Genomic DNA, 23397 nt, shown 5'->3' with positions numbered 1-23397 from the left:
CCCCATTATATTCATTTATATTAATTGTTTATTTAAAATTTCCTTGTACTTGTCCTTTATAACTACAAACCGTGCTCCAACAAAAAAACCTTTATCACTTAAATTAGCGTGGACTACTTCAATTACTGCTGGAATATTAGTATTTCCACATTTGAATACAATTTCAACCAAATCACCTTTTTCAAAATTTACTTCCGATAAAAATCCCATACCCGAAATTGAAATATCTACCCCAAACACCTGATAATTGCAGCTTTTGTTATTTATACTGATAACTTTGAAATTTTTATTATATTTGAATCTTTCATTTGCTCTGACATTTTCTCTGATTTTCTGATCTCTATTGAATAAATAACTATAAGCATCTTTCATAATACAAATTTCTCCTTATGTTTATAGATTTTTGCACAATTATCGAAATTGATGTAGAAAATAGTCTGTTTTTAATATTAAAGCATAGAATAGTTACGTTAAAGTTATACTAGAGTAAATTCTGAGTAAAATGTCAAATTTTAAAATCTGCGTATCATGGCATATTCTCTTCAATTTTTCATTGTCTTGCCCATCATGCCTAAGCTCCTTTTTGTACATTCCTTATTTCTTTTCCATTAATCAATTCCCCCTCATATAATATTATTTGTAACATTGATAGAAAACATATCCATTAGTTACCTTATAGGAAACTTTTTAAGATAAAACATGATGTGGGCGGCTTTAACTACTTACTTAAAGAGATTTGCTTTTAACAAAAAACTATATGCCGATTTACCTATAATCTTTCCAGACCATAGCAATATATTTAGATTGTTGACACAATATAAATATACTGTTTGATTTAATTTCTATATTTAGATATTTTTTTATTATATATCAAAATAAATCGATTGATTTTTATAAATCGTTGATAATTTATAGCAAATATATACATATTATGATAATTGTAGCTAAATTATTATTAAAAACTGGTTTTGCAACTAAATTATGATATAATAAACTAAACAGTATATTTATAATGTTTAATTATTTAAAAAATAATTGCCATATTTATTAAAATACGGCAATTCGTTCTGTTAAGTCTCTAATTATAACCGGTCCGTTCTACAAGTTCTATTCTGTCTATATGGATTTTCTTTGATATTGGCATTATACTCATAATTTCAGCTTCAAATTTAAGACTTTATCACTATATAACAACGTTTTTTATATTTTTAATTAAAATCAAGTCAAAAAAGTATTGACAAAGATACTCGTGCAGTTTAGAATTAAGCTTATCAAGAAAAACTTTGATGGAGACAAGTAGAAAAAATATTTCACCAATAGTGAACTGGGGATAGTGTGAACCTGGTGGCAGAGCTTTTTTGAATAACACTCCGGAGTTGCAAACTGAACTACCTGTCCATATCTTAAAATCACATTTAAGTAAATTCAGGTAAAGTAGGGGCGTCGTATTCCATACGTTAGTTGGATACCAGTAATAGCTGGAAAGAGACCAAGAATGATATGGTAAATTAGGTGGCACCACGGATAAGCGTCAATTCGTCCTATGTATTAAAGACGAATGACGCTGTTTTTTATATCTAAGGAGGAATATTTATATGTGCACAATTATGTGTTATACAGGGACAGACATGAAACACGAAAAATTTGCAGAAGCATTACAGAGAACGGAGTCCAGAGGCCCAGACATGACAGAGATCCTCACTCTACCATCTGGTATTTTGGGTTTTCAAAGACTTTCTATTATGGATTTAAGTTTTAGTGGAATGCAGCCATTTACAAGAAAAATGGATGCAGCTATATGTAATGGTGAAATTTATGGCTTCCGTAAAATAAAAACGGAGCTGATAAAAAAAGGATATAAATTTATTTCTGACAGTGACTGTGAAATACTGCTTCCAATGTATTATGAATATGGACTGGACATGTTTTCAAAACTAGATGCAGAATTCGCAACTGTTATATACGATGGAAAAAAAGACAGTTACATTGCAGCACGAGATCCAATTGGAATTCGGCCCCTATTCTATGGATATTCCGAATCGGGAAAAATCATATTTGCAAGTGAAGCAAAAAATTTGGTCGGCCTTACAGATAAAATCATGCCATTCCCACCGGGACATTATTATGCCGATGGTAAGTTTACTTGCTATTCTGATATTGCCGCAACAGATGGTGATTATTGCAATGACAGCCTGGAAGTTATCTGCAGTAAAATACACGATAAATTGGTGGCTGCCATAGAAAAACGCATGGACGCCGATGCTCCTGTAGGTTTCCTGCTGAGCGGCGGATTAGACAGTTCACTAGTATGTGCAGTTGCTCAAAAAATGCAGCCTGACAAACCAATCAGAACATTTTCAATAGGTATGACCGAAGATGCAATTGACCTAAAATATGCAAAGGAAGTTGCAGATTACATCCATAGTGATCATACTGTTGTATATATGACAAAGGAAGAGGTAATTGAATCACTTGATGAAGTCATTAAAATTCTTGGAACATATGATATCACAACAATAAGGGCAAGCATTGGAATGTATTTGATTTGCAAGAAGATACATCAAATTTCAGATGTAAGGGTGCTTTTGACCGGTGAAATATCAGATGAATTGTTCGGATATAAGTATACAGACTTTGCTCCAAATGCAGTAGAATTTCAAAAAGAATCCCAGAAAAGAGTTCGTGAGCTCTATATGTATGACGTACTTCGTGCAGATCGCTGCATAAGTTCAAATTCCATAGAAGCCAGGGTACCGTTTGGCGATTTGGATTTTGTAAAATATGTTATGTCAATTGACCCTGAGAAGAAATTAAACAAATACAACATGGGCAAATACCTTTTAAGGCGTTCATTTGAAGGGAATTATCTTCCACTTGACATTTTATATCGTGAAAAAGCAGCATTCAGCGATGCCGTAGGCCATTCCATGGTGGACTATTTAAAGGAATATGCTGAAACATGCTATTCTGACGAACAATTTAAAAAGCTGTGTAAAAACTATGAATATCATACCAAACCATTTACAAAGGAATCTTTGTTGTATAGAGAAATCTTTGAAAAATACTATCCAGGACAGGCAGAAATGATAGTTGACTTCTGGATGCCCAACAAAAACTGGGAAGGCTGTAATGTAAATGATCCTAGTGCCAGAGTTCTATCAAACTATGGTGCAAGCGGTAAATAAATAACTAAACTGCAAAATTAATCTGAAAGCTGCTGTATCACATTTATGTGTTATAGCAGCTTTTATAATTTGGATATTAGCACTAACAAAGCGATATTTCTGCAGACAATTTCACATCATATAAGGCATTTTTCCTGTTTTAGTGAAGCTTTCAAATCGTCCTCCGGAGTGCTGATCGGCCTTATTCCAAATGTATCCACCAAATATTGCAGCACATTGGGAGATATGAATGCCGGCAAACTTGGTCCCAGATAGATTCCTTTTATTCCAAGTGACAGAAGTGCCAATAAATCAGCTACAGCTTTTTGTTCATACCATGAGAGCACAATTGTAAGTGGAAGTCCATTGACATCTGTTTCAAAGGCATCTGCAAGTCCTGTCGCTATCCTTACTGCCGAATATGCATCATTGCACTGCCCGACATCCAAAAGTCTTGGAAGACCAGCCACTGTTCCAAAATCCAATTTATTAAATCTGTATTTACCGCAAGCCAGGGTAAGAATTATACAATCTTCTGGAACCATTTTGGCAAAATCAGTATAATAACTTCTTCCAGGTCTTGCTCCGTCACAGCCTCCTATGAGAAAAAAATGACTTATCTTTCCCTGTTTTACTGCATTGACTATGTCTTCTGCATGAGACAACGTTTCATGATGTCCAAAGCCAACCAATATTTCCTTTTCATCTTCATCCTCTTCAAATCCGCCAAGTTCCAGTGCCTTATCTATTATTTCACTGAAATCCTTGGTTCCATCCTCTGAGACGGGTATATGCCTTACCCCATCCCAACCCACTACATTTGTTGAAAATATTCTGTCCTTATATGTTTCTCTCGGCCTCATCAGACAATTGGTAGTCATCAAAATGCATCCTGGAATCCCGTCAAATTCTTTTTGCTGATTTTGCCATGCAGATCCAAAGTTTCCAACAAGATGTTTATATTTTTTAAGCTCCGGATATCCATTTGCCGGCAGCATTTCTCCATGCGTATATATATTGATTCCCTTGCCTTCCGTTTGTTTAAGAAGCATTTCCAAATCCTTCAAATCATGACCGGACACTATAATAAACGGGCCCTTTTTGATATTGACACTTACTTTATGAGGTGAAGGATTTTTATAATTGGCAGTATTGGCTTCATCCAGCGTTTGCATCACCTGCACAGCCATATCCCCTACCCTCATGGTCATACGTATCATTTCATCAACTGTAAGATTATCATTTGTAGTAGCCTCAAGGCCTAAAAAATAGATATTATCTACCTGATCATTGCTATATCCAAGAAATCGAGCCTGATGTCCATAAGCACTTATGCCTTTTAATCCATATAATATAGTCGACCTTAATGAACGTATATCTTCATCAAGATCCTGATCATACATGATTCCTGCCTGCACAGAATCCTTCAGCATCATTTCCCTGATATCGCTTAGATTATACTCAGCTGCATCCGGGTATTCTCCTTCAGGTGCCTCATTTTTCAGCGCTTCTTTAATTTTTTGTGACCTTTTCAACAGCTTTAAATGAACTTCGGCATCAAAATTGACATTTGTCAACGTAGTAAACAGGGCCTTCTCCACAAATTTTACTATTTCCTTGTCTATAGTTTTACCCTGTTCAATAATGGGTTTTGCATAGCAGGATATTCCTTTAAGCTGGTATATCAGCAAATCCTGCAAATTTGCAATCTCCGGAGTTTTACCACATACCCCGAGTTTCGTGCAGCCCTTGCCTCCGGCTGTCTGTTCACATTGATAACAAAACATGGAACTTTCCATTCATATCTCCCCTTTATGGTATTTACTTTTTCACTTTTTATTTTAACTCCCTCTCTGCAAACTATTCATATTTCTTGATAACTTCACTCCACTTTCATAATTATATGTAGTATAATTATGTCTATAAGAATACTACAACAGTGTTTGAGGTGGTTTAAGTTTGAAACTAAAAGTAGTGGATGGCCAATAAAAAAGTGCATAACAAACAAGCCATTCACAAGTAATGGATGGAATAAATTGTCATTATAAAATCAGGCTTACGCAGTCACAACAGGATCATCAATTATTGTGTAACCTCTTTTCCTGAACAGTTCCAGAGCTTGTGACCTTGTCAGAATCTTGGATTCCTTGACAGGGCGATGCTCCAAAAACCCTTCCGGAGTATATGGCTCCAGTTTGCTTAAGATGTTCCAGATAGCGGTCAGAAGCATCTTGCAAACAGCAATGATAGCCTTTTTGTGTCCCCTGTGGGTTTTGATTCTGTGATACCTCTCTTTGAATTCAGGATGCTTTTTGGATTTTATTAATGCGCTGGCAAGCTGAACAAGAAGAGGCTTCAAATAACAACCAGCACGAGAAATACGTGTGGATTTCACTTTACCAGCACTTTGGTCGTTACGTGGGCAACAACCAGCCCAGGAAACCAGATGTTTGGATGACGGGAACACCGACATATCGGGACCAATCTCAGAGAGAATGACAATAGCGGTCATCGAATTTTTATCTAACCCTGGAATCGTGTAAAGAAAATCCAAAACAGCGGAGAAGGGTTCTGCAATCAGAAGGATCTCCTGCTCAATTTCCTGTCTGTGGGCTTCAAGCTCGTCGATGTGTGCGAGACATTGTCGGAGTTTGACAGCCTGCTCAGGGGAAATGGCACCATCGACAGCTGACTGTATTTCTTCAAGCGGAGTTTTACAACGTCCATCGACAAAAGGAGCAACGTCAAAGCGTTCACCCGGATGGTCGAGCATGTAGTTGGTGATAGATCTGGAAGATTTACCAAATACATCGCTGAAAACATCATCAAGCTTTAGATTTGAGACAGTAAGACAGTTCTGGGCACGGTTCTTTTCACCGGACAGCATATTTGTCAGCTTAAAGCGATAACGTATCAGGTCACGCAGCTGACGAACTTCAGGGGAAGGAATAAAGCTTGGTTTGATCATATCGCACATAAAAAGATCACAGATCCATCTGGCATCCTTGACATCGGTTTTATTTCCTTTTTGAGGCTTTGTATATTTCGGATGTGCAAGGGTAACAAAACAGGTTTTCTCAAGGATGTTGAATACAGGAATCCAATACTTGCCGGAGGATTCCATACAGACATCCAAACAGGAGTATTTAGCAAGCCATTCAGCTAATTCTTTTAGACCTTTAGAAAAGGAAGAAAAACGAGCCTGTTTGTACTCAGTACGTCCATTGGTATCGGTAATTCCGATGCAGGCATAGATCCAGGTTTTGTGGACATCAAGTCCACAGCAGTTTTTACGAAAGATTTTAAACATAGAGTTCCTCCTACAAAAAGAATGGTAGGGCTGGCAGGGACTGGTCATCCGGCGAAATCGAGTCAACTTCGGAAGAGATAAGTTTACGGGCTACTGTTTTGCGCCATTCATTGATGCCTTAACGGATGACCGACCTATATAACTATACGGGGTTGCCGCTATACAGCCTCGCCACTCACCTCCTCAGGTTCTGTAGTGTGCCAGCGACCTACAAGAGAAGAATAACACAAAAAAGAGCGAAAGGAAGATGGGAGTTGAAGGGTTTCATAACCCCATCGGTGCCTTTCGCAGAAAGGTGGATTATAACTATGAATGAAACGATAACGTATCATACAGATATTCCGGATAATATGATCGAAGAGTGGCAGAGTATAGTGGATCTCATTGCACGTATTGCAAAAGTCCGTGCAGCCCTTATAATGAGAGTCACAAATGGAGAAATTGAAGTATTCGTATCCAGCAAGACTAAAAATAGCCCTTATGTACCAGGCAACAAAGAATATCTCATAAACTCCGGACTTTACTGTGAAAGAGTCATAAAAAGCCGCCAGATGCTGTCAGTTCCAGATGCATCAAAATCAGATGAATGGAGAAATAATCCTGATATGAAATACAACATGAAATGCTATCTGGGGTTTCCTGTAAGGCTGCCCAACGGGAACCTGTTCGGAACGATTTGTATGCTTGATGACAAGGAAAATGATTTTTCACAAGATATGAGGGACTTCATGGAGAAAATGCGCAATTTGATCGAATCTTATTTAAAACTGCTGCACTTGAGTATTACTGATCAGTTAACTGGATTATACACCCGTACTTACTTCAATATAAAGGCATACAAAGAAATAAAAAGAACAACTCTCAACAAGACTGCTATAACAATACTCCTGGTGGATATAGATCATTTTAAAAAAATTAATGATACCTTCGGTCATCCCATAGGTGACGAGGTGTTAAAGAATTTTTCCAGGATCATGATTTCTTCTCTTCGAAACACAGATATAATTTTCAGGTTTGGCGGAGATGAATTCATTATACTTATGCCAGATACAGTTATTAAAGATGCCGTACTGGAAGCAGAAAATCTACGCTTGAAGGTAGAGAACAGCCAGGTCTGTCCTAACATTAAAATATCAATCAGCATCGGTGCTGTAGAACGGATTCGTGGTGAATCTCTGGATCATTGGCTTGTAAGGGTAGACAAAGCATTGTACCAAGTCAAAAAAAGTGGCGGCAATCAAGTTATTATATCATGAATTCATTGATTTCAGTGGATTTAAGGGCTTTTATCCATCAGAACCCAACAAGTAGCATTAAAATTTCAAACTACCAATTTCCTCTTCAACATACTTGATCAGCGTTCCACTGTGAATCATTTTTCTTATTTTTTCAATATAAGGATAGATAAAAATATCTTCATACATTTCCGGCATTATATTTCTTATTTTACTGCATATTTTAGATGTGACCGGAGATTGTTTTAGCGGATGTAAAAATTTTACAGCCTGTGATGAAGCAATAATTTCCATTGATATTATATTCTCAAGAAGTTGCGATATACGCAGAGCCTTTTTAGCAGCATTATAACCCATGCTCACATAATCTTCTTGATTAGCACAGGTGGAAACATTGTCAATTGTAGCCGGACTCGCTAAAATTCTCATTTCACCAAGAATACCAGCTGCAGAATACTGTGTCACCATAAGCCCACTGTTCAATCCAGGTTTCTGTACCAGAAATGCAGGCATACCACTTTCATTTTCATTTAAAAGTCTTTGAAGCCTTCTTTCAGACATTTTACCAAGATTGACATCTGCTATGCCCATTGAGTCCGCTTCTATTCCAACATACGAGCCATCAGCATTTCCACCCATCAATGCTTCCCCGTCTGTACTATTCACCGGATATATTATTGGATTATCACAACATGAGTTCATTTCATCTAAAATAGTCGTATACGCATCCTTAAGCGTTTTTTTTGCAGCACCATGAAGCTGTGGCATGCACCTTAAAGATAATGCATCCTGAAGCCTGTAATTTATATACTTTGATGATATCTCACTGTCTTTTAATATTCTGTTGATATTATCCGCTGTATTCCTTTGATTATCATGGCGTCTGACACTTTGAAGTCTCGGATCGAAAGCATGGATTGTACCTTTTAAAACTTCCAGAGACATGGCACCTGCAATATCAAGATTAATGGCTGATTTCATGGAATCATATACAGCAATCGCCGATATGGCAGTTATTGATGTAGTACCGGATATCAACGCCAGTCCTTCCTTATAACTCAGTTTAGGAGCTTTTATATCGGCTCTCTTCAAGGCTTCATCTGCATCAACAAGATTTCCTCTATACCATGCCTTTCCTCTGCCTGTTATTATCAAAGCAATATGTGCTTCGGGAGACAGATAACCTACCGAACCGTGAGCCGGAGCAAAGGGTGTAACACGTTTATTTAAAAGCTCACATAGGAATTCGACAGTCTCAACCTTTATTCCCGAATAGCCCTGTCCCAGATTCAAAAGCATCATAAGCAAAATGCCACGCACTGCTTCAGGCTTCAGGGCCTCTCCTACGGAACAGGCATGGGAAATCAGAATATTTTTCTGAAGTTTTTCTGCATCTTCTTTATCTATGATCTTATCACAATTATATCCAAATCCAGTAGTTACCCCATAAATTATCCTTTTTTCTTCTATAAGTTTTTCCAGCAGTTTTCTTGAGCTTTTTACCCGGGAAATATAATCCTCTGATAAATAAACGCCTGCATTATATCTTACTACAGCAATAAATTCACTCAGCGTAATATCCTTTTTACCGAGAGTTATGTTTTTTATCTTCCCGAGACTATAAAAATACATTGATGTATCACTCACAGATATCCTCCTATATATCAATTTAACTTGCTCAAAGATTGATCCAGGTCAAAAATTATGTCATCTATATCCTCTATGCCTATAGACATCCTTATTAAATCAGGGGTCACACCAGCCAGACGCTGATCCTCTTCTGATAATTCTGCATGGGTAGTTGTAGCAGGATGAACCACAAGAGATTTAATATCACCTATATTTGTGACTAAAGAGAATATCTCCAGGTTATCTATAAACTTCTCTATATTATCCAGTCCTCCTTTTAATCCAAATGTAAGTATGGATCCTGGTCCTTTAGGAAAATATTTTTTTCCAAGTTCATAGTATTTACTGCTTTTTAAGCCAGGATAGTTTACCCATGAGACTTTATCATTGGCATCCAGAAATTCAGCTACTTTCAAGGCATTGAACACATGTTTTTTCATTCTCAAAGACAGTGTTTCAATTCCCTGCAGCAATATAAATGCATTAAATGGGCTTAGAGTTGCTCCCAAACTTCCCATAAGCTGACCTCTTGCTTTCGCTACAAAGGCAGTATTCTTATAAGTTTCGTAATATTTTATTCCATTATTGATAGGTTCCGTAAAGCCAGGAAATTTACCACCTTTAGCCCAATCAAAATTTCCTCCCTCTACTATGACTCCTCCTATAGTAGAGCCATGACCTCCTATGAATTTTGTAGCCGAGTGTACAACAATATTAGCCCCATATTTTATTGGATTGAAAAGATATGGAGTTGCAAAGGTATTATCAACAATCAAAGGTATCTGATTGTCATCAGCCAATTTTGCCAGAGGTTCTATATCTATGATGTTAATACCCGGATTTCCTATGGATTCTATATATATGGCTTTGGTGTTTTCGTTTATGTATCTTTTAAAACCATCTATATTGTCCGGATTCACAAAATTAGTCTTTATTCCCATATTTGAGAATAAATCAGAAAAAGTAGTATGAGTTCCAGCATATAAAGTATCTGCAGCTATTATTTCATCACCCTGTGATACTATATTCAAGAGGGAATAAGAGATAGCCGCCATCCCTGAACTGGTAGAAAGTGCAGCAGTGCCGCCTTCAAGAGCTGCTATTCTTTTCTCAAATGCACTTTGAGTTGGATTCCTGAATCTTGTATAGTTGTACCCAGGTTTCTCATAGGCACTGACCGCCCTAGCATCATCAAAAGTATCAAAGCGGAATGCTGAAGTTTGATATATGGGCACTGCAGTAGCTCCTGTCTGCCTATCTACTTTTTGACCTGCATGAACCTGAAGTGTATCGAACTTTAATTCTCTCTTACTCAATTAATGTATCCCCTTTCAATTTAATTCTTTTTAATTTTAAAGCATTTTTGGGACAAGTAGTTGTACATATACCGCATCCCACACATTTTTCATTATTCATATACACAACTTTGTCTTTTTTTTCAAATACATTCAACTGACATCTTTGTGTACATATGCCGCAGTTTATACATTTATTTCTATCCATTGATATAATGTAACTGACTTCAGGCCACTTTCCCTTTAGATTCAATTCTTCAGATGCCCTCAGTGGATAGCAGCAGCATGTACAACAATTACATATGGCGTTTTTTTCAACTGTATGAATAAGTCCTTCTTTCTCGGCATGCTTCAATAATTCTACTGCTTCATTCCTGGTCAATTTTTTACCCATTCCCCTATTTTGTGAAGAATTTACTTCATTTCCAAAACTTATGCATACATTTCTATCAAATTGGCATTTCTCAGTAATAGACTTGCAATCACAGGGAATTACATAAATATCTTTTTCTACCCTATTTAAATATTGAATTGCATCTCTTAATGGGAAAATCTTGTTTCCATTTTCAGATAGATCATTTATTGACATCTGTTTTTTATAATCTACATATTTTTGAAAAATCCAATTTGAGATCTTTTCCCTGTCATTTTTATTTATACCTTGCCATTTATCCCTTTCAAATGAGGCCATCCTGCTCATCCTTGAATCTAAAGAATTGGGAGTATATTTTACTTCTTCACCAATGACTTTATTTACTACAGAATTTTTATAGGCGCTTTCCAAAACACTGCTTATATCTCGCTTCAACAACCCTTTCAATTCCTTTTCTGAGCGGGGTTCATTTTTTATTGCAAGTATAATATCTATATCATCTTCCGTATAAATGTAATTTAAATATGGTATTAATATTTCTGGAAAATCTAAAAGTTTTATCAACTCATTCTCGTTTGACATTTATATACCACCACTTTAATAGAATTATTTTCCCAAATACAGGCTGTTTTTAAATTCACCCTTTGATTTTAGAGAGGCTCTTCTCTCAAAATACAATATTATTTCATTTGCCAAAAATGCCAGTCCTGCAGACATAATAGTACCCCAGAGGATTTTCGGCAGATAGTTCATTCTCAATCCATCAAACAGTATGACTCCAAGTCCTCCCGCATTGATTACCGCTGCAATAGTTGCAATTCCTATAGTTACTACGGCAGATATTCTTACACCTCCAAGTATTATTGGAAGGGCCAGTGGAAGCTGAATTTTGAAAAACAACTGGGATTTACTTAAACCCATGCCCTTTGCAGCTTCTATTATTGCAGGATCTATAGAATTAAATCCCGCCAGAACATTTCTTACAAGAATATATTGATTATAAACAACCAGGACAAAGATGGCAGGTTTTTTCCCAATACCCAGCAATGGAACTAAAAGTGCAAAAAGTGCCAGACTTGGTATGGAATATATAGCACCAAATACAGCCAGCAGAAAGTTGGACAATAATTTCGAGCGGAAAATTAAAATTGACAGGGGTATTGCAATTAGCAAGGACAGAGCAAGTGTTATAGAGACAATATAGAGATGTTCTACAAATAATTTTGCCATTGCTTCATAATTTTTAATCAGGTAATTCAGCAAAATTCTCACCACCAATCTTAATTTATCTTAGTTTTGAGTTTGTCTTCAACTGTTCTAAAGTTATCTTTCCTACCGTTTTTTTACATTTATCTTCTACAACAACATATTCCCTATTATTTTCAAGCAAAAGTGATAATACCGTATCTAAAGTCTCTTCCCTGTCCACCCTGTAATCAGTACCTTCTATTTGAGAATTCACAGGTATCATTATGGATTCTGCCTTGAGTAATTTTAATCTCTGCAAAATATTATCAGAGGAAACCAGTTTTGATACATAGTCATTAGCAGGATTAAATACTATATTATTTGCAGTATCAAATTGCTGAATTCTGCCCTCATTCATAATTATAATTTTATCTCCTAATTTAAAAGCTTCATTCACATCATGAGTTACAAAAAGTATAGTCTTATGAAGTTTCTTTTGTATTTTTATAAGTTCATCCTGAAGATTCTGCCTTGTAATGGCATCAATAGCCCCAAAAGGTTCATCCATAAGCATCACAGAGGGATCTGCGGCCATGGCCCTTGCAATTCCAACCCTCTGCTGCTGCCCGCCAGACAACTGGCGCGGATATCTTTTTCTGAAGTCCTTTGGAGGAAGATTTACTAGATTCATCAAGTAATCTATTCTGTCATTTATTTTAGTCTTGTCCCATTTTAATATTTGTGGAACTGTAGCTATATTTTGTTCTATAGTCATATGTGGAAATAAACCTATTTGCTGTATAACATATCCTATTTTTCTCCTATAATCCTCCACAGGAAGTTTCCTTATGTTTTTTCCAAAGAATAATATATCACCTGAGGTGGTTTCGTATATTCTGTTAATCATTTTTAAAAATGTGGTTTTGCCAGAACCTGATGTCCCCAAGATTGTTATGAAATGTCCTTCTTCTATACTTATGTTTACATTCTCAACAGAATATTTAGAGGCTTTAGGGAATTTTTTACTTACATTTAAAAACTCTATTGCAATATTTGCCACTATGTTCACCTCTTTATAAAACTATTATTTTCCGAATTCCTTGTCAAAATAATCTTTTGCTACAGTTGCATACTCTTCCTTGTCTATATCCACCTTAGCATTCAGCTCGATTAAAGTCTTATCGTCTAGTTTAGCTGTAACCTTATTCAGGATATCCTTTATTTCAGGATTTTTATCTAAAATGTCCTTTCTAACTACAGGTGCCACATTATAAGGCGGCCATGCCTGCTTATCATCCTTCAAAACAACAAACTCGTCTTTTCGCAATTGTCCCTCCGTAGTATAAGCAACAGCAACATCTGCCTTGTCATTGTGAAGTACATCATACTTTATTCCATTGTCATATATTTTTTTATCTTTAAAATTAAAGGGGCCATACACTTTCGTCAGTCGAGGCATACCATCAGCTCTTACATCAAATTCACCCTGGGATGCATACCTTAATTTGCCGGCATTTTTCTGCAGGTCGGAAATCGTATGTATATTGTATTTATCTGATGCTTTTTTAGTAATCACCAATCCTTCCGAATCATTTCCTGAAGATGGATCAAGCCATATCAAATTAAATTTTTCCTTATATTTTTTGGACACCTCATCATAAACCTGCTTTGCGTCAAATTTAGGCTGCTCTTTCAATATCGACTGTAATCCAGTTCCCGTATATTCAGGATAGAGGTCTATTTCACCTTTGACCAGAGACGAATGTACTACAGAATCACTCAGATTCAATTTTCTTTCCACTTTATACCCTGCATTTTCCAAAGCATCAGCATATAATTCTCCCAAAACAAGTGATTCTGTAAAGTTCTTGGAACCGACTTTTATAGTAGGTTTATCTGAACTTGTAGTACCTGATTTGCTTCCACACCCTGTAAGGGAAGCTGTCAATAAAAATGTGGCTGTCAGTGAGAGCAGTATAGTTTTCTTCAATTTTTTTTTCATTTGAATTCCTCCTAATTAATTAAATCCTCTGGTATCTGGTGATACCATATTGCAATAAAGATAACAATATCTCTGAAATAATAGCTAATAGCGCAATTGAAATTCCTCCAACCAGCAACATCCTATAGTCATTTAAACTTAAACCTGTAAATATAAAATCACCCAACCCCCCTGCACCAATGTATGATGCCAGTGCAGCACTGGCTATGACCTCCACAGCAGATGTCCTTATACCTGTAAGTATCAGTGGCATTGCTAGGGGAATTTCAATTTTGAACAGTATCATTTTACTGCTCATCCCCATTCCCCTGCTGCTTTCCAAAATAAATTCATCTACATTTTTAAATCCTAGATATGTATTTATTAAGGTTGGAGGCACCGCTAGAATTACCAGTGCCAACAAAGCCGGCAAGAAGCCCGTCCCAAGTATTGGCATTACCAGCACAAGCACTGCCAGACTGGGGATAATCCTCAAAAAATTAAATAAGTTCATTATGGGCATGGAAAACACTTTATTTTTAGAACACATAATTCCAAGTGGAACAGCTATACCGGTGCTAACTAGAACAGCTAAAATACTTATCAATACATGTATTCTAACAGCTTGATAATATTGTATATAATTACTTCTTATATAGTCAATAATACTAATCAGTATGATGATTCCCCCCCTTGTCAAGTATTAAAATATGAGAGACTAAGCCAGTTTTTTTAATTCATTAAAAAAACCAGTTTAGTCTCTAGTTTTTCTAGTCAACTAAATAGGTATAATCATATTTTAGGCATTAGTATATATGTTTTTGATACTGTTGTCAATTTGCCACAATTTAATAAATTTATCAAATTATTGATTAATCTATTTCAAAATTATTAAAATAATAAATAATATAGTTATTATAAGATAGTTTATTAAAATTTAAATAGATATATTTATATTAAATAAAATATAAATGATGCAATCATTCAAAAGTCAATTGATTTGTATTTAAATATAATGTTAAATATATATAAGTTATTCTACATTTATGATCTGAAAGGAAGTTGTATATGAATTTTAAATCTGATATAAGAGAACTTAACGATTTAAAACAGAAGATGGCTTTAATTTCACAAGAATCATCTACCTATGAAAAACTTGCTTATTATATAGTGGAAAATTACAAACACATTATATTTATGACAGCCGCAGAAGTAGCTGCAGAAGTCAATATAAGTCAGGGAAGTGTTTCCAGATTTTGTAGTTCGTTAGGATATCATGGATATAATGATTTTCAGCACAACCTGCAGCAATTTGTAAGAGAAGAAATAACTGCACCACAAAGATTACAGTATACATCCCATGATAATAACAGTATTACAAACATACTCAATATGGAACACAAGAATATTGATGAACTGAATTTCATTTTAAATCAGCCATCCTATGAAAAGCTCATAGAAAAGATCGTATCTGCCAGGCATCTGGTTATAACTTCCTCCAGAATGTCAGCTACACTGCTTCCGTATACAAATTACATACTCAATAAAATTAGAAACGATGTAATACAAGTTACCCCTGAGAGTCCATTATGGGATACACTAGAATTCAGGGATGTAACTGCAACCTTGATATTTACTATAATGTTTCCCAGATATCCAAATAATTTAATACAAAAATTGAAGGAATTGAAGAAAAAGGGATTTACCATTGCGGCAGTTACGGACAGTATTATGTCCCCTGTTACCAATTTGGCTGATCCTGTTATAAGTGTACCTATAACAACATCTTCAATATTCGATATTTACAGCACCCCTATCCTGTTTTTAAATTTACTTCTAAGGGACATAGCCAGAGAAACAGAAGGTTTGGATAAAAGGCTGGAGAGTATAGAAAAATCTGATGAATGCAATAATTTCTACTATAAAATGTAAATTGACAAATAGTCAGGAATGAGGGGTTATTATGAAAAATAAATTACATGTCAATACACAGAGAATAGAAAGAAGCTTAAAAAAATTGTCCTCATTCGGAAAATGTAAAAATGGAGGAATAAACCGTTCATTTGGCAGCAGTACTGATATTCAAGCAAGAGAATGGATAAAATCATTATGGAGAAGAGATTTACAGCTGCCGGTTAAAGTTGATGCTATTGCAAATATATGGACACGACTGGAAGGAAGAGAAAACTTACCTCCAATAGTGCTTGGATCACATCATGACTGCGTAAAAAATGGCGGAATGTACGATGGAACACTGGGTATAATGCTTGCTACAGAAGTATTGCAAAAAATAAAAGAGGAAAATTATAATTTAAGGCATCCTATAGCTGCAGTATCCTTTTCAGGAGAAGAACCAAATCAATTTAATATATCTACATTGGGGAGCAGAACAATTACAGGAAAGTTAAAGAAAAGGCAGTTAGAAGATGCTGTAAACCAAGTTAGTAAAACTAAATTAAAAGATACAGTAAAGATATTGGGCGGAAATCTGGAAAATATAAATGAATATTTAATAAAACCCGGCGATATAGGTGCATTTTTAGAATGCCATATAGAACAGGGAAGAAAACTGTACGATAGGAATCTGTCATTAGGTGTAGTTACCAAAATAACAGGTATCTATAGAGAACAGATTCATATATTCGGTGAATCAAATCATGCAGGTACTACACTTATGCACTACAGAAAGGATGCACTGTTGGCAGCATGTGAATTATGTCTGGATTTTGAGCAAATAATCAAGAATATTGATAGAGATGATGTGGTTGGCACAGTTGGCTATATAGAGGCTCTTCCCAATTCACCAAATATAATTGTAGGGGAATCATCTTTAATTGTTGAAATAAGAACCAATAAAGATTGTATACTTCAATCCATAATTGATAAATTGAATAAAAAGATAGATAATATTACATATAAAAGAAAAGTAAAGATACTGCGAAAAAATATATTGAATCAAAAATCAGTCCCCATGGATGAAATAGTAAAAGATGCAATAAAATCCGCAATAAAATCTATTGAAGAACCATTTATTGAAATTCCAAGCATGGCAGGACATGATTCTGCTCATATGGCTGAAATCAGCCGAACAGGTATGCTTTTTACTCCAAGTATAAATGGGAAAAGTCATTGCCCTGACGAAAAAACTGATATGGACGATATTGAAAAGGCAGGTAATGTATTACTTAAAACTGTGTTAATATTAGACAAGGAGTTAAATTAATATGGAAAAAATATACAAGTCATCTTTAATATATCATAATAATCATTTCAAAGCAGACTCAGGTGTTGTTGTAGAAAATGGTGAAATACTGGAAATTGGATTGTTTGACAAACTCAAGCAAAAATATCAAAGTGCAGAAATAGCCGATTGGTCTAATAATATAATGATTCCCGGAACAGTAAATGTCCACAATCATTCATTCCAAAGTTTACTCAGAGGTATCGCTGTAGATAAACCTTTTTTAGAATGGAGAGATAAATCATTATATAGATTCTCACCTAAGCTCAATCCGGAAGATCTATACACCGGAGCACTATTTGCCTTCGGGGAAATGATGAAATACGGCGTTACTTCAGTAAGTGATTTCTTTTATGTACACAATGATGGTATAGAAAGTGATGAAGCCATTATAAAAGCAGCCCGGGATATTGGAATACGTCTTGTCCTGGCAAGATGCATGTATGATTGGGAAGGTGCACCAAATGGATATGTGGAAAGTATAGATGAATCCGTAAAAAGCATTAAAAAACTTGCCATAAAATACAACGACAATGAAATGGTTAAAGTTATACCCGCTCCCCACAGTTTGCATGCTGCATCGTTGGACATGATCAAGGCAGGTCACAAGCTGGCAATGGAACTCGGCACAAAATTTCACATACATGTGGCGGAAGAACCTTTTGAAGTCGATCAAATAAGGAGAAAATTCAATTCAAGACCAGTTGAACTACTTAATGACATAGGTGTACTTGATGATAATATGGTTGCCATTCATTGTGTATGGCTTAATGATAATGAAATAAGGCTCATGGGGAAAAATGGAGTTAAACTGGCTTATTGTCCTTCAAGCAATATGTTCCTTGCAGATGGAATAACCAATATTACCGAATTGATGAAATTTGATGTGGACATAGGTTTGGGTACGGATGGAGCGTGCAGCAATAATAAAATAAGTGTTTTTGAAGAGATGAGAATGTGTGCACTGCTTCAGAAAGTAAATACGCTTGACTCACTGTCAGTAAATTACAACCAAGTATTTTCTATGGGAACGGAAATTGGAGGAGATATCCTACAGCTTCCCGTCGGGAAAATTGAAAATGGCTACAAGGCAGATTTTATAGGTATAGATATGGATGATCTGTCTATTCAGCCTATTTTCAAGTCCAGAGAGCAGATTTTGCCAAATATAGTCTATTCCATGCAGCCATGTGCAATTAAGTACGTAGTAATTGATGGAAATTTAAGAGTAAAAAATGGTCATATAATAAGTGTACCTGAAAAAAATATTATAAATTCTGTACAAAATCTAGTATGTAAATTGGAAAATACCAAAATCTTATAGCAAACAATAAATTATGGAGGAAACAAAATGGATTTCAATGAGAAAATTAAAAATTCAATGTCTGTGACCTTAGATGATGAATTACCTGAGATGCCTGAATTTACAAGTGGGATAAGACGGGCACCTGATAGAAGCTATACTTTAAATGAGGAACAAACAGAAACTGCCGTAAAAAATGCCCTCAGATATGTACCGGAAAAATATCATGAAATACTGTTGCCTGAATTTTTGGAAGAGTTGAAAACCAGAGGAAGAATTTATGGATATAGATTTAGACCAGATGGAAGAATCTATGGAAAACCTATAGATGAATATAAAGGAAGATGTGTTGAAGGCAAGGCATTTCAAGTCATGATAGACAACAATCTTGATTTTGAGGTTGCACTATACCCCTATGAGTTGATTACTTACGGTGAGACAGGAAGCGTATGCCAGAATTGGATGCAGTACAGATTGATAAAAAAATATCTTGAGATTCTAGAAAAAGATCAAACTCTGGTTATAGAATCAGGACATCCCTTGGGATTGTTCAAAACTAGAGAAAATGCACCAAGAATTATAATAACAAATGCCCTCATGGTTGGTATGTTTGATAATATGGAAGACTGGGAAACAGCAGAGCAGATGGGGGTAGCCAACTACGGGCAGATGACGGCTGGAGGGTGGATGTATATAGGTCCCCAGGGAATTGTTCACGGTACATACAATACATTGTTAAACGCAGCAAGGTTAAAACTACATATAAAAAGGAGCGGAGATCTCAGAGGACATTTGTTTATAAGCTCCGGACTTGGCGGGATGAGTGGAGCACAGCCTAAAGCTGTCGAAATAGCAAATGGGGTTGGAATAATTGCAGAAGTTGATGAATCAAGAATAGATACCAGAATCAAGCAGGGTTGGATAAATAAAGCTTCATCTGATTTAGATGGAATATTCAAATTGGCGCAGGAATGCATAAGCAAAGAAGAAGCCATGTCAATTGCATACCACGGGAATATAGTAGACTTACTGGAATATGTAGTCAAAAACAACATAAAGGTTGACCTCCTGTCCGATCAGACATCCTGCCATGCCGTTTATGAGGGTGGCTATTGCCCTCAGGGAATTACTTTTGATGAAAGAACAAGATTATTAAGCGAGAATAGAGAAAATTTCAAGAAACTCGTAGATAAAAGTTTAAGACATCACTACGAGCTGATAAAAAACTGTGTTGACAGAGGTACATATTTTTTTGATTATGGAAATTCATTTTTGAAAGCAGTTTATGATGCAGGTGTAAAAGAAATTTCAAGAAATGGAATAGATGATAAAGATGGATTCATGCTTCCATCCTACGTGGAAGATATTATGGGGCCCCAATTATTCGATTATGGATATGGACCTTTTAGATGGGTTTGCTTGAGCGGTAAAAATGAAGACCTTATAAAAACAGATAGAGCAGCTATGAGCTGCATTGATCCAAGCAGAAGATATCAGGACATGGACAATTACAATTGGATAAGAGATGCTGAAAAAAACAGACTGGTAGTTGGAACCAAAGCCAGAATATTGTATCAGGACGCAGAAGGAAGAATAAATATAGCTCTCAAATTTAACGAAATGGTCAGGAATAAGGAAATAGGTTCTATTATGCTGGGGAGAGACCATCATGATGTAAGTGGTACGGATTCACCATTCAGAGAAACAGCTAATATAAAAGATGGAAGCAATGTAATGGCAGATATGGCAGTTCAATGCTTTGCAGGAAATGCAGCAAGGGGAATGAGTCTCGTTACACTTCATAATGGAGGCGGAGTAGGTATAGGCAAAGCTATTAACGGTGGTTTTGGATTAGTTTTAGATGGAAGTAAAAGAGTAGATGATATAATAAAAAGTGCTGTACTGTGGGATGTAATGGGAGGAGTGGCTAGAAGGAGCTGGGCTGGAAATAAACACTCAATTGAAACCGCTGTAGCTTTTAACGAAAAATACAAAAATAATGGATTTAACCAATTGACTATACCATATTTAGTGGATAAGACATTAATCGATAAGAATAAAAATAAATTTACCAAAGAGTGATATGTATGAAAAATATTATAGTATTAAATGCGGATGAAATTGCAACGCCAATAGGAAAATGTGCCAGATTCGGGAATGAAATGGGTCATATTAAAATAATCAAGCATGGAACTGTAGTTGTAGAAAACGGCAGAATTGCTGCTGTGGACACCACCCAAAACATCTTAAAAAAATATGATTTGAGAAATTATGAAATTCTAAAAGCTGAAGGTAAATGTGTAGTTCCAGGTTTTGTAGATTCACATACTCACTTTATATTTTCAGGATACAGACCTGATGAATTTTTCATGAGACTTGGAGGCCGCAGTTATATGAATATAATGAAAGCTGGCGGTGGCATAGAAAATACTGTTAAGGCAACGAGGAAGAGCTCCTTCAAGGAATTATACAATCTTGGAATGAAAAGACTGGATTCAATGTTGTCTTTTGGAATTACAACTGTAGAAGGTAAAAGCGGCTATGGACTTGATCTGGAAACTGAAATAAAGCAGCTTAAAGTAATGAAAGAATTAAACAAAGATCATGCAGTTGATGTAATAGGAACTTTCCTGGGAGCACATGCAGTTCCAGAAGAGTTCACAGGTAAAAGCAGCAAATACATAGATTTTATTATTGAAAGGGTGCTTCCAGAAGTGGTTGATAAAAAGCTGGCGGAATTTTGTGATGTTTTTTGCGAAAAAGGAGTCATATCAATAGAATTATCCAAAAAATTACTATTGAAGGCATCTGAACTGGGACTGAAATTAAAAATTCATGCAGACGAAATCATGTATTTGGGAGGAGCAGAATTGGCGGGCCGACTAGATGCTGTCTCAGCAGACCACCTGCTGAATGCCTCTGAAAATGGCATTGAATTACTTAGCAAGAATAAAGTGGTGGCAACTCTTCTTCCCGCCACTGCCTTTTGTCTAAACAAACCATATGCAAATGCGAGAAAGATGATTGATAGCGGATGTGCTGTGGCACTTGCCAGTGATTTTAATCCCGGTAGTTGTTTCAGCAACTCAATACCCCTGATTTTTGCACTGGCATGTATATACATGAACATGTCTGCTGAAGAAGCACTAACAGCACTTACCCTGAATGGTGCTGCTGCGCTAAATAGAGCAGATACAATCGGAAGCATCGAAAACGGTAAAATTGCCGATATGGTAATTCTAAAATATCCCGGCTACAAATATCTTATGTATAATACCGGAGTAAATATAGTTGATAAAGTTCTTAAAAATGGTAATACAATAATCTAAAATGGAGTTGGTCCCGCTATGAATCAAAATATTGGTCTGGTATGGTATGGACTATGGGTGCTGCCATTGTTTTGTGATAGAATAACAGGACTATCCTTTTCAGGTATAAAAAGTTCATACTTCATTCCTTTTGAATTTTATCCAGAAATAGTTCTTTGACTGCAATCAGCCAAGCTCCTCCACATAAAAAACCAACTATAATGTTGATTTTACCGATGAGCTGTACCGGATTCCACTGGTTGAATGAAACAATAAGCATTCCAACACTTCCCATTACAGTTGTAGCTGAGCTGAGAAGCGATGACGCCGAACCTGCATCATTCTCTTGTTGTTTCAAGATCAAATATGTACTCGGAGGACGAACACAGCTTTCCGTAATGGCTGCAGGTAGGAGTGTCAGTGCAAATATCCATGGCTTCCACCATCCTAGTGTATAAATCAGTATCCCGCTTAAAATTATAATTGCAAAACAAGCACAAATAATATGAAAACGCTTGAACCAACCGGAAAGTCTTATATAGAGAAGAGGTCCAATCAACATTCCAACAGCATTAAATGTAAAAAAGTAGCTATACTTCTGACTGCTTAATTCAAAGCTATCCTGATAGATATAGGAAGATGAAGAAATGAACGCCATAGAAGCGATGTTCACTGCTGAAAAAATAATTAACAATACAGTAAAGCTGGGATTTCTTAATACTACACCAAGACGACCTATCGTAGTAATCAGACCTGCAGTACTATTTTCTGATCCAATCGTTTCTTGAAATGCAATTGAACCAATAACTACAACTAAACCCAAAATTGCCTGTGCAAAAAATATTCCCCTCCATGAAGTAAATTTCAGTAGAAGTGCACCAATAACCGGTGCCACAGCAGGTGATATCACTACCATTGACTGAACAATTGCCAGAATTGATTCCTGTTTTTTCCCCTGATACACATCCTTGACCACAGCAGTAGCTACTGCGCTGGCAGCCCCTCCGCCGACAGCCTGTAGAATTCGAAACAGAATAAGCTGATTCACACTTCCTGAAACTGCACACAAAATGCTTGCAAGCATGTATCCAGTTAAACCAATGAGCAAGATGGGTTTGCGTCCATATTTATCACTTAGAGGACCCCATACCAGTGTTGCGAGGCTGTAAAATGCAAAAAACAGAATAAGTGTCAGATTCATCTTAAATTCGGATACATGAAAAAATCTTGCCATAATTGGAAGAGCCGGCAGATAAAGATCGGTAGATAGAGGTACAAACGCACTTAAAAGCGCAAGAAATAAAATCAATCCCCTGTTACCAAGATATTTTTGCGTTCTTTCTGAAATATTTTCCATAGCACTTTCTCCC

The 23397-nt window shown here is 36.0% G+C and carries 18 protein-coding genes and 1 other annotated feature; of the genes, 7 read left to right on the top strand and 11 right to left on the bottom strand.

The genetic code is table 11. From position 1 onward, the window contains the following. Nucleotides 1-15: 15 nt before the first annotated feature. Nucleotides 16-372: a PilZ domain-containing protein gene (locus LKE46_RS04280; RefSeq protein ID WP_291718757.1), complete on the bottom strand. Its 357-nt coding sequence runs from the start codon at nucleotides 370-372 to the stop codon at nucleotides 16-18. 902 nt (nucleotides 373-1274) lie between these two features. Further along, nucleotides 1275-1547, top strand: a binding site (T-box leader). Between the two features lie 48 nt (nucleotides 1548-1595). Here LKE46_RS04280 and asnB point away from each other — a divergent pair. Beyond that, nucleotides 1596-3185 carry an asparagine synthase B gene (gene asnB, locus LKE46_RS04275; RefSeq protein WP_291718755.1) on the top strand — a complete coding sequence of 530 codons (1590 nt, stop codon included), beginning with the start codon at nucleotides 1596-1598 and terminating at the stop codon, nucleotides 3183-3185. Nucleotides 3186-3301: 116 nt separating this feature from the next. On the opposite strand, the gene hcp is transcribed toward asnB, so the two are convergent. Together hcp and LKE46_RS04265 are read right to left on the bottom strand one after the other, a co-directional pair. After that, nucleotides 3302-4963 (bottom strand): hydroxylamine reductase, encoded by a 1662-nt coding sequence (hcp, locus tag LKE46_RS04270; protein ID WP_291718753.1) that lies wholly within the window; start codon nucleotides 4961-4963, stop codon nucleotides 3302-3304. Nucleotides 4964-5220: 257 nt separating this feature from the next. After that, nucleotides 5221-6474: an IS110 family transposase gene (locus tag LKE46_RS04265; RefSeq protein ID WP_291718422.1), complete on the bottom strand. Its 1254-nt coding sequence runs from the start codon at nucleotides 6472-6474 to the stop codon at nucleotides 5221-5223. Between the two features lie 308 nt (nucleotides 6475-6782). Here LKE46_RS04265 and LKE46_RS04260 point away from each other — a divergent pair, with 308 nt between their 5' ends. Continuing rightward, nucleotides 6783-7730: a sensor domain-containing diguanylate cyclase gene (locus LKE46_RS04260; protein ID WP_291718751.1), complete on the top strand. Its 948-nt coding sequence runs from the start codon at nucleotides 6783-6785 to the stop codon at nucleotides 7728-7730. Nucleotides 7731-7787: 57 nt separating this feature from the next. Here LKE46_RS04260 and LKE46_RS04255 read toward each other — a convergent pair whose 3' ends face one another. From LKE46_RS04255 to LKE46_RS04225, 7 genes are read right to left on the bottom strand one after another with little or no spacing between them, the layout of a single operon-like run. Further along, nucleotides 7788-9356, bottom strand: a complete 1569-nt coding sequence (locus tag LKE46_RS04255) for an HAL/PAL/TAL family ammonia-lyase (RefSeq protein WP_291718749.1) — start codon at nucleotides 9354-9356, stop codon at nucleotides 7788-7790. 17 nt (nucleotides 9357-9373) lie between these two features. Continuing rightward, entirely contained in the window at nucleotides 9374-10654 is a 1281-nt protein-coding gene (locus tag LKE46_RS04250; protein ID WP_291718746.1) for an O-acetylhomoserine aminocarboxypropyltransferase/cysteine synthase family protein, read from the bottom strand. Further along, complete coding sequence (locus LKE46_RS04245; protein ID WP_291718744.1) at nucleotides 10647-11588, bottom strand: 4Fe-4S binding protein; 942 nt, start codon at nucleotides 11586-11588, stop codon at nucleotides 10647-10649. The genes LKE46_RS04250 and LKE46_RS04245 overlap by 8 nt, the downstream gene beginning before the upstream one ends. 24 nt (nucleotides 11589-11612) lie before the next feature. Further along, nucleotides 11613-12278: an ABC transporter permease gene (locus tag LKE46_RS04240; protein ID WP_363316086.1), complete on the bottom strand. Its 666-nt coding sequence runs from the start codon at nucleotides 12276-12278 to the stop codon at nucleotides 11613-11615. Between the two features lie 13 nt (nucleotides 12279-12291). Next, nucleotides 12292-13254, bottom strand: a complete 963-nt coding sequence (locus tag LKE46_RS04235; protein WP_291718740.1) for an ABC transporter ATP-binding protein — start codon at nucleotides 13252-13254, stop codon at nucleotides 12292-12294. A 24-nt stretch (nucleotides 13255-13278) separates the two neighbouring features. Next, on the bottom strand, nucleotides 13279-14196 hold the full coding sequence (locus LKE46_RS04230; RefSeq protein ID WP_291718737.1) for a glycine betaine ABC transporter substrate-binding protein: 918 nt from the start codon (nucleotides 14194-14196) through the stop codon (nucleotides 13279-13281). 19 nt (nucleotides 14197-14215) lie between these two features. Continuing rightward, nucleotides 14216-14782 (bottom strand): ABC transporter permease, encoded by a 567-nt coding sequence (locus LKE46_RS04225; RefSeq protein ID WP_291718735.1) that lies wholly within the window; start codon nucleotides 14780-14782, stop codon nucleotides 14216-14218. 461 nt (nucleotides 14783-15243) lie between these two features. Here LKE46_RS04225 and LKE46_RS04220 point away from each other — a divergent pair, with 461 nt between their 5' ends. From LKE46_RS04220 to hutI, 5 genes are read left to right on the top strand one after another with little or no spacing between them, the layout of a single operon-like run. Next, nucleotides 15244-16107: a MurR/RpiR family transcriptional regulator gene (locus LKE46_RS04220; protein ID WP_291718733.1), complete on the top strand. Its 864-nt coding sequence runs from the start codon at nucleotides 15244-15246 to the stop codon at nucleotides 16105-16107. A 31-nt stretch (nucleotides 16108-16138) separates the two neighbouring features. Continuing rightward, nucleotides 16139-17398 carry a M20 family metallo-hydrolase gene (locus tag LKE46_RS04215; protein ID WP_291718731.1) on the top strand — a complete coding sequence of 420 codons (1260 nt, stop codon included), beginning with the start codon at nucleotides 16139-16141 and terminating at the stop codon, nucleotides 17396-17398. Nucleotide 17399: 1 nt separating this feature from the next. Then, nucleotides 17400-18740, top strand: coding sequence for an amidohydrolase family protein (locus LKE46_RS04210; RefSeq protein ID WP_291718729.1), 1341 nt, complete (start codon nucleotides 17400-17402; stop codon nucleotides 18738-18740). 27 nt (nucleotides 18741-18767) lie between these two features. After that, the gene (locus LKE46_RS04205) at nucleotides 18768-20801 is read left to right on the top strand and encodes a urocanate hydratase (RefSeq protein ID WP_291718727.1); all 2034 of its coding nucleotides are present in this window, start codon (nucleotides 18768-18770) and stop codon (nucleotides 20799-20801) included. Between the two features lie 5 nt (nucleotides 20802-20806). Continuing rightward, entirely contained in the window at nucleotides 20807-22048 is a 1242-nt protein-coding gene (hutI, locus tag LKE46_RS04200; RefSeq protein ID WP_291718725.1) for an imidazolonepropionase, read from the top strand. 121 nt (nucleotides 22049-22169) lie between these two features. Here hutI and LKE46_RS04195 read toward each other — a convergent pair whose 3' ends face one another. Then, nucleotides 22170-23384: a Bcr/CflA family efflux MFS transporter gene (locus LKE46_RS04195; protein WP_291718723.1), complete on the bottom strand. Its 1215-nt coding sequence runs from the start codon at nucleotides 23382-23384 to the stop codon at nucleotides 22170-22172. Nucleotides 23385-23397 lie beyond the last annotated feature (13 nt).

It is taken from the genome of Clostridium sp., assembly GCF_022482905.1.
Taxonomy (GTDB): Bacteria; Bacillota; Clostridia; order Clostridiales; family Clostridiaceae; genus Clostridium_B.
The sequence above is the reverse complement of the archived record's forward strand: the minus strand, read 5'-3'. Positions and strand labels throughout refer to the sequence as shown.